Genomic DNA, 13,532 nt, shown 5'->3' on the forward strand with positions numbered 1-13,532 from the left:
CCTTTTGAGAGTTAATTATTTTGATGTTCTTCTATATTGTGCACCCCATAAGGGGAGCTATTCACCACAAACTGCCGCAAGCTTGTCCCCATTGCCTGAAGGCTCAGGTCAACTCCAATGCTTGGAAGCTAAAATGAGATTGCCATGTAGGCTGCACTCCTCGCAATGACAAATGGCCGCTCTTGCTTAGCTCTAATCCACCTGTGCACCCCGCAGGGGAGCTTCTCACCGACCAACCGCCGCAAGCCCCGTTCCCCTTCGTCCCTCATGCCGCAAAGCTCAGGCCGTCGAGAAGGCTCCAGCTGCTAGGCGGGGAAAAAGAGGCGAGTGAAGACAGTACAGCGGCGGTACGGCAAGCTCGCCTCTTTTTCCCTAACAACGCAGATGGTGTCTTATCGGCGGCCGTCTCTATTTGGGTTGGACTTGGATGTTGACGACAACAGTCTGCTGTGAAATAACCAGGCCTTCTTTGGCCTGCAATTTAACTTCCCGTTTCGTATCATGGTTGATACCGCTGAGATTAATCGGCTCTGTATAAATGAACTCCAGTTTCTCCAGTTGTTCGGCCGAACCGGTTACTTCAATTTTGGTCGGATCGGTAGTAATCCCTCGGAGGACATGTCCACCTGCCAGTTCACCATAAATGAGTGGCCGGATATCGACCATTTTTCTAACGCCCTCTTTAGAAAACACTACGGAAATCGTTACTTTATCGGGAAAGACAGTGAGACCTTCCACTTCTTTACCTGACTTATTTACCGGAACTAACGGAATTGCTGCCTGAAAATCGGCATTTTTATTGGTTACATCAGCAAGTACATATACTTGTTCGACATTCTCAACTATTGTTTTCGGACCTTCAATGGTTACTTTCTCATGACTGGACGTAACTTTGCCGACAGCGGCCCCCGCCGTAGCCGTCCCGGTCAGGCGAATGTCTATCGGCAATTGACGGCTCACCGCCGTATCAATCCGAATCGTAGCTTTGTCCGGATTTATTTCCAATAGCTCCACGCTGGAAGGAATCTGCGTATTGATTTTAACGGTATTTCGTCCCTCCGCTAAGCCTTTCACATCGATATACGCGACCATATCTTTTGCCAATAGACCGGCAATAATGCTTCTGGGGCCTCTCAGCTTTATTCTAACCGTATCCGGAAGATCAGACACAACCAAATTCGTTTGTCCGTTGCGCACTTCCAACGGGAGAGTAAAGCTTGACTCTATCGGTGGATTTTGTTCATTCATAACATAAAGCCACAAAATAGCGGCCAAAATGAGCGCTACAATTTTAGCCGTTAAATTATTGCTGGTAATTTTACTCATTGCGATGGCCTCCAGTTAAAGAAGTCGGTGAATGACACTTGCTTGCTCACCAGGAAAGGCCGCAATTTGTCTTTTAGCGTTTCGCTGTCAAGATAACGTGTCAACCGCCCCCCATAGACATAGGAGATCGTGCCTGTTTCTTCGCTTACAACCACTACTACCGAGTCAGTTTGTTCAGTCATACCGATTGCCGCCCGATGCCGGGTACCCAATTCCTTATTCAGCGTCCGGTCCTCAGTCAAAGGCAGCAGGCAGCCTGCGGCCATTACCCGGTTACCACGGATGATAACGGCACCATCATGCATCGGCGTATTAGGAATGAAGATATTGGTCAGAAATTCACTGGATACCAGTCCGTCAATTTTCATCCCCGTCTCGATGTAATCATTCAAACCAATGGCCCGTTCAAAAACCAGCAGGGCCCCAATTTTATTTTTAGAAAGCGAAGTTACCGCCCGCGTTACTTCCGCCAGCAGGGACTCAGCTTCCTCTTCATTCATAAAACCTGTTTTACTAAATATCTTGCCCCGCCCTAATTGTTCTAATGCTCTTCTCAGTTCCGGCTGAAAAACTACCGGTAAAGCAACCAAAACAACCGTCATGCTTTTCTGAAGCAGCCAGTTCACTACGTTCAATCCCAGCCACTTGCTTACCAGCGTAGCAAACAATAGCACAACCAAGCCTTTCAGCAGTGCTACCGCCCGGGTATCTTTAATCAAAGCGTATGACTTATATAAGACAAAAGCTACCAAAACAACATCCAGAATATCCAGCAAAGTAACGGTAGATAAAATTCCTCTAATTTGCAATAACATGAACGGTGCACCTCATAGTCGGATTCTTCATGTTATTCTACCCATAAACAGGAAAAACCTTTAGTTTCATCGGCAGGTTGTAAAAAATAAATAAAAAAGTAAAAGCCACGGTACTTTTGCACCGTGGCTTGATAGTTACAGTCCGCCCGCTATATCGCTACGACCGGATCTATCCAATTATGCTTATCAGGTACATGCCCATACTGAATACCTGTAACCTGATCAAATAACTTTTGCGCAAATGGGCCGGTTTGATTTCCGTTGATGATAATTTTTTCGCCTTTCCAGGACAATTCGCCTACAGGCGAAATTACTGCTGCTGTGCCGGAGCCAAAAGCTTCTTCCAGCTGACCCTTTGCATTGGCAGCAAAAACTTCATCAATACTGATTTCCCGCTCGCTGACTGGTACGCCCCAATCCTTTGCCAGCTCGATAACGGTACGGCGGGTAATACCGCCTAGAATACTGCCGTTCAAGGCAGGCGTAATGAGTTCACCATTAATTTTAAAGAAAATATTCATGGTGCCTACTTCTTCTATGTACTTGCGCTCGGTAGCATCAAGCCATAACACTTGTGCGTAGCCTTCTTTTTTCGCTTCTTCCTGTGCACGCAGCGATGCAGCATAGTTGGCTGGTGTTTTAGCTTCGCCAACCCCGCCTTTAATTGCACGGACATATTTATCTTCCACCCGGATACTAACTGGATTAAATCCGGCGGCATAGTAAGCACCGACAGGAGATAGGATAATGAAAAGTTTGTAATGGTCTGAACTCTTCACCCCAACGTAAGGATCGTTGGCAACAATAAAAGGACGGATATATAAACTAGTGCCCTTTTTGGCCGGAACCCAAGCCTGGTCGATTTCCAGCAGTGTTTTCAGTCCCTTAGTGACTACAGCAACATCGATCCGCGGAATACAGAGAATGTCTGCCGAACGGTTAAAGCGATTTAAGTAGTCTTCAGTTCTAAACAACACGATTTGGCTATCCTGACGAAAAGCTTTCATTCCCTCAAAAATGGCCTGTCCATAGTGAAGCACCATTGCAGACGGTTCTAGTCCGAACTGTCCATATGGTTCAATGCGGGGGCTGTGCCAGCCTTTGCCTGTTTCGTAATCCATTACAAACATGTGGTCAGTAAAATGCCTACCAAAGCCTAATTGACTTTCGTCAGGGAGCGTACCCGGCTTAGCTACTTTGGTGATTGCTAGTTCGCTCATTCTTGTGCGGCCTCCTTTATCGGTGTAGGATTAGAAAAATTATAGTCCTACTTTCCTGTATGTGTCAAGTACACCTTGCTGCTTCGTCAGTAAGGCTTTCGCATTAGTGACTTGCCGTGCCACTTGTACAGGCGATGTGCCGCCATGGGAATTGCGGTTTTGTACGCAGGTTTCAATCTGAATGGCTTGCAGGATATCTGCCTCAAACAGGGGAGAAAACTGCCGGAACTCCTCCAGGCTTAATTCAGCCAGCCATTTGCGCTCTTCTATGCAATACCGAACCGATCGGCCCACAACTTCATGGGCCTGACGGAATGGCAGCCCTTTTTTCACTAAATAGTCAGCCATGTCGGTTGCATTGGAAAAATCCCGCTGCAGCGAATCCAGTGTCCGTTCTCCATTAACTTTCATTGCTTTAAGCATGGAAGCATACACGGATAAGCTGAATTTTATGGTGTCGATAGTGTCAAACAAACCTTCCTTGTCTTCCTGCAAATCCTTGTTATAAGCCAGCGGCAATCCTTTTGCCACGGTCAGCATCGCCATCAGGTGACCAAATACACGTCCCGTTTTGCCGCGTACCAGTTCGGAAACATCAGGATTTTTCTTTTGCGGCATAATGCTGGAGCCGGTACAATGGGCATCATCCAGTTCAATGAACCGGAATTCCGCACTGGACCAGAGGATAATTTCTTCACTAAGGCGGCTGAGATGCATCATCAGAATTGATGCGAAAGACAGAAACTCCAATATATAATCCCGGTCGCTGACAGCATCGATACTATTTTCATAAAGAGCACCAAAATTCAGCTGCTCGGCCACATAATGCGGATCAATGGGAAAAGTTGTACCAGCTAATGCGCCTGCTCCCAGCGGCATTACATCCGTTCTTTCCCACACACCCTGCAGCCGGCCAAAGTCACGGGCCAGCATCGAGAAATATGTCATTATGTGATGGGAAAATAGAATTGGCTGGGCCCGCTGCAAATGAGTATAGCCAGGCATGATTACATCACCATGTTTTTCGGCAGTCTCAACAATTGCCGCCTGCAGTTCGGTTACCAGCGCGGCAATCGCTGCTATTTCGCGGCGCAGGTACATGTGCGTATCCAGCGCCACTTGATCATTGCGGCTGCGGGCGGTATGCAGTCGTCCGCCAATAGGACCAATACGGTCGATCAGCCGTTTTTCAATGTTCATATGAATATCTTCTAAAGAAACCTCAAAAGAGAAATTACCTGCTTCAATATCAGCGAGAATCCCTTCCAGGCCGGCAACGATTTGTTCGGCATCGGAGCCGGGAATGATACCGCACTTGGCCAGCATACGGGCATGGGCAATGCTGCCCGCGATATCTTCTTTGTACATACGGCAGTCAAAAGAAATGGAGGAGGTAAACTCCTCCACTCCTTTGTCGGTGCCCTTAGTAAAACGGCCACCCCAAAGCTTCATTATTTTTTCGCCTCTTTCTGCATCAGAGCGCGAATTTTTAATGGCAGACCAAAGAGATTGATAAATCCTTCGGCATCCTTCTGATTATATACTTCATCCCGTCCGAAAGTAACAAAACCTTCATGGAACAAGGAGTATGGCGATTTCGCACCGGCGCTCATAATATTTCCTTTGTATAATTTAAGCCGTACCGTGCCCGTAACGGTCTGCTGAGTAGCATCAACAAAAGCGTCCAGAGCTTCCTTAAGAGGTGCAAACCACATTCCATCATACACTAGCTCGCCATAGCGAACAGCGATCTGTTCTTTGTAATGCATGGTCGCTCTATCCAGAGTCAAATACTCCAATTCGCGGTGTGCATAAAAGAGAATGGTGCCGCCGGGAGTTTCATAAACACCACGCGATTTCATACCAACCAACCGGTTTTCCACAATATCGGTAATCCCTACGCCGTTTTCAGCGCCCAGTTCATTCAGTTTAGTTAAAAGTTCAACTGCGCCCAGCTTCTCACCATTAATGGCAACAGGAATACCTTTTTCAAAACCGATTTCTACATACGCAGCAACATCAGGAGCTTGCTCCGGTGTTTTTGTTACCATGTATACGTCAGCTTTAGGCTCATTCCAGGGATCTTCGAGGTCTGATCCTTCATGGCTTAAATGCCAGATATTGCGGTCCATGCTGTAAGGACGTTTTTTGGTGACAGGCACAGGTACATTGTGTTTTTCTGCATAATCAATGGCATCTTCACGGGAACGGATGTCCCATAACCGCCAAGGAGCAATAACCTTAAGATGAGGGGCCAGAGCCTTGACAGTCAGTTCAAAACGAACCTGATCATTGCCTTTACCGGTAGCACCATGGGCAATTGCATCAGCGCCTTCTTTTTCAGCAATCTCCACCAGTTTTTTGGCGATTATCGGCCGGGCAAAAGAAGTACCCAGTAAGTATTTTCCTTCATAAACCGAACCGGCTTTCAACACTGGCCAAATGTAATCTTCCACAAACTCTTTGGTAACATCTTCGATATATACTTTGCTGGCGCCAGACTTAAGAGCTTTCTCACGAACGGGCTCCACTTCATCCCCTTGTCCGAGATCAGCGCACATAGCAATAACTTCACAATTACTGTAATTCTCTTTCAGCCACGGAATAATAACGGAAGTATCCAGTCCGCCCGAATAGGCAAGGACTACTTTTTTTACATCGCTCATAATCTAAACCCTCCAATAATGAATACGTCTTAACTCTATAGAAGTTCTGTAATTATCCACAGAAATGAAAAGCATGAGATTGCCACGTCGCTGCGCTCCTCGCAATGACAGGTGGTCTGTTCCTTTGTGCACCCTGAAAGGGAGCCCTGCACCGCCAGCCGCCGCCAAAAAGGGGACAGTCCCCTTTTCGTAGTTGTGCCCCCCGCAGGGGAGCTAACCTCACCAACTGCCACAGACCCGTTCCCCATCCCTCACTGCCTCTCAGCCTAGGCCGTCGAGAAGGCTCCAGCTGCTAGGCGGAGGGGGAGGTGCAACCGGAGGCGTACATGGGCGTACGGTGAGGATTGCGCCTCCCCCGACAACAACGCAGATGGTGCCTTATCGGCGGCCGCCCATCAATAAAGCCATGATGGCTTTTTGGACGTGCAGTCGATTCTCCGCCTCATCGAAAACTACCGACTGCGGCCCTTCAATCACGTCATTGGTAATTTCCTCGCCCCGGTGGGCAGGCAGACAGTGCAGCACAATCGCGCCTTTATTAGCTATAGCTAAAGTCTGGCTGTTGATCTGGAAGTCGGCAAAGACACGCCGTCTAGCCATCTGCTCCGCTTCCTGCCCCATACTGGCCCATACGTCCGTATACAGTACGTCAGCGCCTTCAGCTGCCGCCAGCGGCTGATTGGTTATGGTAATGCGACTGCCGGACTGGCCAGCGTCGGCCTGAGCCTGAGCAACCATGCGTTTATCAGGTTCGTATCCGGCCGGCGTAGCAACAGTAATATCCATACCAACCTTGGCACAGATATGCAGCAAGGCATTCGCCATATTATTGCCGTCACCGATATACGCCATTTTTAATCCTTTTAAATTGCCTTTATGTTCAACCACTGTAAATATATCAGCCAGTGCCTGGCATGGATGCAGTAAGTCTGTTAAACCGTTAATGATGGGAATACTGGCGTAATGCGCCAGTTCTTCTACTTCGGCATGTGAAAAGGTACGGATCATAACGCCGTCTACGTAACGTGACAGTACACGGGCAGTGTCGCGAACCGGCTCACCACGGCCAATTTGCAGATCATTAGCACTTAAGAAAAGAGCCATCCCGCCTAATTGCCACATGCCTACTTCAAAAGAAACACGTGTACGGGTAGACGACTTTTGAAAAATCATGCCAAGAGTTTTTCCCTTGAGTACATGATGCTCTATTCCTTGCTGCTGTTTTTGTTTTAATTCCCGCGAAAGCTCTAGAATTTCATAGACCTCGCTTGTCGAAAGGTCATGAATAGATAGTAAATCTTTACATGTTAGGCTCATACCGATCCCCCTTTGTACTTTTAGTATAAAGGGTTTTGCATAAAATTTCAATGATTATTTATATTTATACTAATTAAATTCGGCTAACACCTTTTCCAGGCTAATCATCAGTTCATCAATGTGCTTTTTATTAATCGTTAACGGCGGTACAAAGCGCAGAACATCACCGGCTGTACAATTAATAATAACCCCGTCTTCCAGGCAGCGATTGACGATTTCCCGCCCCGGCCTGCTCAGTTGGGCACCGATCATCAGGCCCTTACCACGGACATTGAGAATAAGTTGAGAATATTTATTCTGCAGCTTGCATAATTCACTCATCAAATAATTACCCATGTTAGCAGCATTAGTTCCTAGATCTTCTTCAGCGATCACTGCCAATACAGCATTGCCAGCCGCGCAAGCCAGCGGATTTCCGCCAAAGGTACTGCCATGGTCACCGGCATGAAAAGCACCGGCTACTTTAGCAGAAGTAAGAAAGGCACCAATGGGTACACCGCCGCCAAGTCCCTTGGCCACTGTTACAATATCCGGGCGTACGCCAAAGGTTTGATAAGCAAATAATTGACCTGTACGTCCCATGCCGGTCTGAATTTCATCAAAAATAAGCAGTGCGCCATATTCATCGCAAAGATCGCGTACAGCCTGCAGATAACCGTCATCAGGAATGTTCACGCCGCCTTCACCTTGAATAGGCTCCAGCATAACGGCGCAGGTTTTTTCGGAAACCATGCTTTTCAGAGCAGCCAAGTCATTGAAAGGCACACAGCGAAAGCCGCCCGGCAAAGGTTCATAACCCTGTTGATACTTTGGCTGCCCGGTAGCGGTCATCGTCGCGTAGGTCCGCCCATGAAATGAATTCTCAGCCGTAATAATTTCCACCCGGTCTGCCTGTAAGGTTTTACCGTATTTACGGGCGAGCTTGATAGCGCCTTCATTAGCTTCTGCTCCGCTGTTGGCAAAGAAGACTTTATCCATACCGGCCAATTCCGTCAGCGTTGCCGCCAGTTTTACCTGCTCCTCCGTATAATACAAATTAGAGCAATGAATCATTTTACCGGCTTGCTCGGCAACAGCCGCTACCAGTTTAGGGTGAGCATGGCCAAGCACATTAACGGCAATGCCACCTAAGAAGTCGAGGTATTTTTTCCCTTCCGTATCATAGACATAGGGTCCTTCCCCATGGGAAAGCACAATGGGATAGCGGGCAAATACCGGAACATAATGCTGTTCATCAAGCCCCATAATTTGTTGTTTATTCACGTTAACCCCTCCCGCTTTCTTTCACAACTTCCGTACCAATACCGGTTGCCGTGAACACTTCCAGCATGAGTGAGTGAGCCTGGCGACCGTCAATAATATGTGTTTTTTCTACCCCTCCGGCCAGTGCCCGGATGCAGGCTTCCACTTTCGGAATCATGCCGCCGTCAATACTGCCTTTTTTCACCATTTCCTGGGCTTCCGAATAGGGAAGAGTGGAAACAAATGTACTCTTATCATGATAATCCCGGTAAATGCCCTCTACGTCGGTAAGCAGGACAAGCTTGGCGGCACCGACGGCGGCGGCAATTTCACCGGCGACATAATCAGCATTAATATTATAAGTTTCCCCTTTTAAGCCGACCCCGGTAGGAGCAATAACGGGGATATAATTATGACTGAGCAGAATGCGGATAATATCGGCATTTATTTTGGTTACATCACCAACAAAGCCGATATCTACTTCTTTGGGCAGTCCGTTTTCATAAATGGTAGCCATTGTCTGTTTAGCCACAATGAGGTCTGAATCCTTGCCATTTAAGCCTACAGCCCGGCCGCCATACTGATTAATGAGACTGACAATTTCCGTATTAATTTTACCGGCAAGTACCATTTCGGCAATAGTAGCTGTTTCAGCATCTGTAACACGCAGCCCCGCAACAAAGTGACTTTGCTTGCCCACCTGCTTGAGCATACCGGTAATTTCAGGCCCGCCGCCATGGACGACGATCGGATTAATCCCAATGCACTTCATTAGCACAATATCTTGAATAACATTTTTCTTCAATTCATCATTAAGCATTGCATTGCCGCCGTATTTAATAACAAACGTCTTACCGGCAAACTTCTGCATGTACGGCAATGCTTCTGCTAATACCGCTGTTTTCTGGTCAATACTGATCATATCAATCCTCTCCTTACCCTTTACTACCTGAATAACACTTCTTTACATATACGAATTCCCCTGCTTGCTCAAAGAGCCAACAGGAGATTGTCTCGTCACAATATGAATAGATGAGATTGCCACGTCGCTGCGCTCCTCGCAATGACAGGGAAGCTGATCGCCCACCGCCTTACTCAGCCGTGCACCCCCGCAGGGGAGCTTTATCACGACCGATCACCACCAAGCCCGTTCTCTTGGCCTCCCCACTGAGAAGACGCCAGGAGGCTAAAGTGAGATTACCACGTCGCTGCGCTCCTCGCAATGACAGGGAAGCTGATCGCCCACCGCCTTACTCAGCCGTGCACCCCGCAGGGGAGCTTTATCACAACAAACTGCCGTTAAGCCCGTTCTTGGCCTCCCCACTGAGAAGACCACAGACGCCAGGAGGCTAAAGATGAGATTGCCACGTCGCTGCGCTTCCTCGCAATGACAGGGAAGCTGATCGTCCATCGTCCTTACTCAGCCGTGCACCCCCGCAGGGGAGCTTTATCACACCAACTGCCGCTAGGCTCGTTCCCCGTCTTCCCCTGCCGCCAAACTCAGGCCGTCGAGAAGGCTCCAGCTGCTAGGCGGAGGGGGAGGCGCAACCGGAGGCGTACATGTCGTACGGTGAGGATTGCGCCTCCCCCGACAACAACGCAGATGGGGCCTTATCGGCGGCCGCCTCTTTAAGTGTGGTATTCGCCGTTTATTTTTACATATTCATACGAAAAATCGCACGTCCATACTGTTGCCTCTTCTTGGCCCAGCCCCAAATCAACGACTACCGTAATATCTTTTTCGCTCATCACTTTTCTCAGCAGAGCTTCGTCGTATCGTGCTCCAAGCCCGGCTTCAACAATGGTGACTCCGCCGATGGCCAGCGACGTACGGGCAGGCTGAACATTCGATCCCGAATAGCCTACGGCACATAAAATTCGTCCCCAGTTAGGATCTTGACCGAAAAAAGCGGTTTTAACCAAGGGAGATTTTGCAATGCTCATTGCTGCCTTTTTCCCCTGCTCGAAGCTTAAAGCTCCCTTAACGGTGATTTCGAGAAATTTTGTTGCCCCTTCACCATCACGCACGACTTGCTGCGCAAGATAGCGGCAAACGGACTGCAGCGCTTCAGCAAACAGCAGATAATCAGGATCAGCAGCATCGTCTATCAGTGCATTGCCTGCCTGGCCATTAGCCAGTACACATACTGTATCATTCGTACTGGTATCACCATCAACAGTAATCATATTAAAAGTCAGACTGACAGCTTTATCCAATGCCTGCTTTAACAGCGGACTGCTAATATTGGCATCGGTTGTCATATATCCCAGCATGGTTGCCATATTAGGATGAATCATTCCCGCTCCTTTGGCAATGCCGGCAATCCGCACAGGCATCCCTCCGAGCTTGAATTCATAGGCAATTGTTTTGGCAAATGTGTCGGTTGTCATTATGGCCTGCATCGCGTTGTCATAGCCTTCTACCGACAACTTGCTTACTGCCTGCTGAATACCTGCGGAAACCTTCGCCATCGGCAAGGTAACGCCAATAATGCCTGTAGAGGAAACTAGTATGGTCTGAGGTGAGATACTCAGCAGTTCTGCGGTTTGCTTTACCATTTCCTGAGCATCGGCCATCCCCTGCTCACCGGTGCAGGCATTGGCGCAGCCGGAATTGACAACAATAGCCGATAGCACACCGCCTTTAATATGTTCCCGGGAAAGAATAACCGGGGCCGCAGCCATATCATTGGTCGTAAAAACAGCTGCCGCCGCCGCGGGAACAACACTGTAAATAACAGCAACATCTTCTTTGCCGCTTTGTTTTATACCGGCTTTAACACCTGCGGCTAAAAAGCCCTTGGGTGAGGTTATGCCGCCTGTGATTGGTTTCAACATTATACTTACACTCCTTATTTAAGGATATAAAGGTGGCTGAGTAAGTCCCAGTTGTTCTTCAAGGCCAAACATAACATTCATGTTCTGTACAGCCTGACCGGCAGCCCCTTTTACCAGATTGTCAATGGCCGATACAACAATTACCCGGTTAGTACGGGAGTCAATGTGCCAGCCGATATCACAAAAGTTTGAGCCCCGGGTATTTTTTGTAGCCGGATAGCCCCCTCTGCCGAGCAAGCGGATAAAATATTCTTCCTGGTAGAGACTGCTAAAAGCGTCGTCTACCTGCGCAGCAGTTACCCCGCTCTTTAGCGTACCATAGCAAGTACTCAAAATTCCTCTCGCAATCGGAATCAGATGCGGCGTAAAGTTAATCAGGATTTCCTTGCCGGCGATTTCTCCCAGCGCCTGTTCTATTTCTGGCGTATGCCGGTGGCCGGCAATGTTATACGCCTTTACGCTTTCAAATACTTCCGTAAAGTGGCTGTTTAAACCAAGGCTGCGGCCAGCCCCCGATACACCGGATTTTGCATCAATCATAATAGAGTTTTCCTCAACAAGCTGCAGCTTGATTAGCGGCGCCATTGCCAGGATGCTGGCAGTTGTATAGCAGCCCGGATTGCCGACAATCGTTGCACTCTGTACTTCTTTGCGGTATAGCTCGGTTAACCCGTATACCGCTTTAGCCTCTTTGTGCGTATGCGGCAGCTTATACCACTTTTCATATACGCTGGTATCGCGAAAGCGGTAATCGGCCCCTAAATCAATTACCTTCGCCCCTTTGGCGACGATTTTCTTGCCGGCCTCCATCGCATGCCCATGCGGCAGGGCAATAAAAACTACATCACTGGCTGCGGCAACTTCATCAAGCTGCTGCATATTTACCAGCTTATTATCATAAAACTTTTGCAGATGAGGGTATATTTCAGATATGGCTGCACCAGTCTGGCTTTCTGATGTGATAGCGACGATTTCAGCCTGGGGATGACTGGATAATAATCGCAGCAGCTCCTCTCCGGTATAACCGGTTGCGCCGATAATACTGACTTTCATATGTGGTGCCTCCTATATGTTAAATTTACTTTTATGATTAATTATACAAATCTATGGATAATAATGCAATTAAAAAATTATGATACCCGTCGATTTTCCGCAGCCGGGGCATGTCCCGCTGTCAGTTAAATAGTTGATAACAGAATAAGTGCGGTCAATCAGTAAAGTAGAGCATACCGGACAATATGTATTGGCAAACCTGCCGCCTGCATTACCTAAATATACATAGTCCAAGTACTCACCGGCAATTTGGTATGCATGTTCCAATGTTGCAAGCGGTGTTGGCGGCATAGCCAGGCGGTAATTAGGAAAATACCGGGAAACATGCAGGGGAATAGTAGAATCAACCCCATTCAGCCATTTCGCCAGTGCTTTGATTTCATCTTTTGAATCGTTAAGCCCCGGCACCAGTAACGTGGTAATTTCAACATGACAATAGAGCGAGGCCAATTCGACAGTATGCTTTACATTATTCAGCCGTCCGGCACAGACTTGCTGATAATACTCATCAGAAAAGGCCTTAACATCAATATTCATTGCATCAAGATAGGGCAGAAGCTTTCGAAGAGGCTGCTTGTTAATAAAGCCGTTGGTAACGAGTACATTTTTCAGGCCCTTTTCGTGCGCTAACCTGGCTGTATCCAAAACATATTCATACCACACGCCAGGCTCGGAATAGGTAAAGGCGAGACCGATATTACCGGAACCAGCCTCTTGCGCCATACCGACAGCCGCTTGGGGAGATAACGTCTTTGTCTCAGGCTGTTCCTGCGCGATTCGCCAATTCTGGCAGAACTGGCAGGAAAAATTGCAGCCCCAGGTGCCCAGCGATAAAATCTGCCTGCCTGGATAAAAATGATAAAGCGGTTTCTTTTCAATCGGGTCCAGTGCACAGGCAGAACAGGCTGCATAGTTTAAGACATAAAGCTTGCCGCCGCTGTTTTGCCGCGTCCTGCAAAAGCCGCTCTCTCCTTCAGCAATGCTGCAGGTTTTGGGACAAAGCAGGCAGGTGACTCCTTGTCCGGTATTTTTATAATAATGCGCTTCATGCATAG

General features: G+C 48.0%; 11 protein-coding genes. All 11 read right to left on the reverse strand.

Annotated elements, in window-relative coordinates; translation table 11 throughout:
• Positions 1-408: 408 nt before the first annotated feature.
• On the reverse strand, positions 409-1,326 hold the full coding sequence (locus EV210_RS04440; RefSeq protein ID WP_132076137.1) for a CdaR family protein: 918 nt from the start codon (positions 1,324-1,326) through the stop codon (positions 409-411).
• Positions 1,323-2,141 (reverse strand): diadenylate cyclase CdaA, encoded by an 819-nt coding sequence (cdaA, locus tag EV210_RS04445; protein WP_132076140.1) that lies wholly within the window; start codon positions 2,139-2,141, stop codon positions 1,323-1,325. Before cdaA ends, EV210_RS04440 begins: the two co-directional genes overlap by 4 nt.
• Before the next feature lie 149 nt (positions 2,142-2,290).
• Positions 2,291-3,361, reverse strand: coding sequence for a branched-chain amino acid aminotransferase (locus EV210_RS04450; protein WP_132076142.1), 1,071 nt, complete (start codon positions 3,359-3,361; stop codon positions 2,291-2,293).
• A 39-nt stretch (positions 3,362-3,400) separates the two neighbouring features.
• On the reverse strand, positions 3,401-4,813 hold the full coding sequence (gene argH, locus EV210_RS04455) for an argininosuccinate lyase (protein WP_132076145.1): 1,413 nt from the start codon (positions 4,811-4,813) through the stop codon (positions 3,401-3,403).
• Positions 4,813-6,027: an argininosuccinate synthase gene (locus EV210_RS04460; protein WP_132076148.1), complete on the reverse strand. Its 1,215-nt coding sequence runs from the start codon at positions 6,025-6,027 to the stop codon at positions 4,813-4,815. Before EV210_RS04460 ends, argH begins: the two co-directional genes overlap by 1 nt.
• 378 nt (positions 6,028-6,405) lie before the next feature.
• On the reverse strand, positions 6,406-7,344 hold the full coding sequence (gene argF, locus EV210_RS04465) for an ornithine carbamoyltransferase (protein ID WP_132076151.1): 939 nt from the start codon (positions 7,342-7,344) through the stop codon (positions 6,406-6,408).
• 69 nt (positions 7,345-7,413) lie between these two features.
• Complete coding sequence (locus EV210_RS04470; protein WP_132076154.1) at positions 7,414-8,607, reverse strand: acetylornithine transaminase; 1,194 nt, start codon at positions 8,605-8,607, stop codon at positions 7,414-7,416.
• Between the two features lies 1 nt (position 8,608).
• A complete protein-coding gene (gene argB / locus EV210_RS04475; RefSeq protein WP_132076157.1) occupies positions 8,609-9,508 on the reverse strand; it encodes an acetylglutamate kinase in 900 nt (299 codons plus the stop codon).
• Between the two features lie 707 nt (positions 9,509-10,215).
• Complete coding sequence (gene argJ, locus EV210_RS04480) at positions 10,216-11,424, reverse strand: bifunctional glutamate N-acetyltransferase/amino-acid acetyltransferase ArgJ (RefSeq protein ID WP_132076160.1); 1,209 nt, start codon at positions 11,422-11,424, stop codon at positions 10,216-10,218.
• An 18-nt stretch (positions 11,425-11,442) separates the two neighbouring features.
• The gene (argC, locus tag EV210_RS04485; protein ID WP_132076163.1) at positions 11,443-12,477 is read right to left on the reverse strand and encodes an N-acetyl-gamma-glutamyl-phosphate reductase; all 1,035 of its coding nucleotides are present in this window, start codon (positions 12,475-12,477) and stop codon (positions 11,443-11,445) included.
• Positions 12,478-12,546: 69 nt separating this feature from the next.
• Positions 12,547-13,530, reverse strand: a complete 984-nt coding sequence (gene amrS, locus EV210_RS04490; protein ID WP_132076166.1) for an AmmeMemoRadiSam system radical SAM enzyme — start codon at positions 13,528-13,530, stop codon at positions 12,547-12,549.
• Positions 13,531-13,532: the final 2 nt, after the last annotated feature.

It is taken from the genome of Anaerospora hongkongensis (assembly GCF_004339805.1).
Classification (GTDB): domain Bacteria; phylum Bacillota; class Negativicutes; order Sporomusales; family DSM-15969; genus Anaerospora; species Anaerospora hongkongensis.

Coding starts and splice junctions, on each gene's coding strand:
- amrS (WP_132076166.1), bottom strand. CDS start 13,530: ATGCATGAAGCGCATTATTATAAAAATACCGGACAAGGAGTCACCTGC.
- cdaA (WP_132076140.1), bottom strand. CDS start 2,141: ATGTTATTGCAAATTAGAGGAATTTTATCTACCGTTACTTTGCTGGAT.
- argH (WP_132076145.1), bottom strand. CDS start 4,813: ATGAAGCTTTGGGGTGGCCGTTTTACTAAGGGCACCGACAAAGGAGTG.
- argC (WP_132076163.1), bottom strand. CDS start 12,477: ATGAAAGTCAGTATTATCGGCGCAACCGGTTATACCGGAGAGGAGCTG.
- EV210_RS04450 (WP_132076142.1), bottom strand. CDS start 3,361: ATGAGCGAACTAGCAATCACCAAAGTAGCTAAGCCGGGTACGCTCCCT.
- argB (WP_132076157.1), bottom strand. CDS start 9,508: ATGATCAGTATTGACCAGAAAACAGCGGTATTAGCAGAAGCATTGCCG.
- argF (WP_132076151.1), bottom strand. CDS start 7,344: ATGAGCCTAACATGTAAAGATTTACTATCTATTCATGACCTTTCGACA.
- argJ (WP_132076160.1), bottom strand. CDS start 11,424: ATGTTGAAACCAATCACAGGCGGCATAACCTCACCCAAGGGCTTTTTA.
- EV210_RS04440 (WP_132076137.1), bottom strand. CDS start 1,326: ATGAGTAAAATTACCAGCAATAATTTAACGGCTAAAATTGTAGCGCTC.
- EV210_RS04460 (WP_132076148.1), bottom strand. CDS start 6,027: ATGAGCGATGTAAAAAAAGTAGTCCTTGCCTATTCGGGCGGACTGGAT.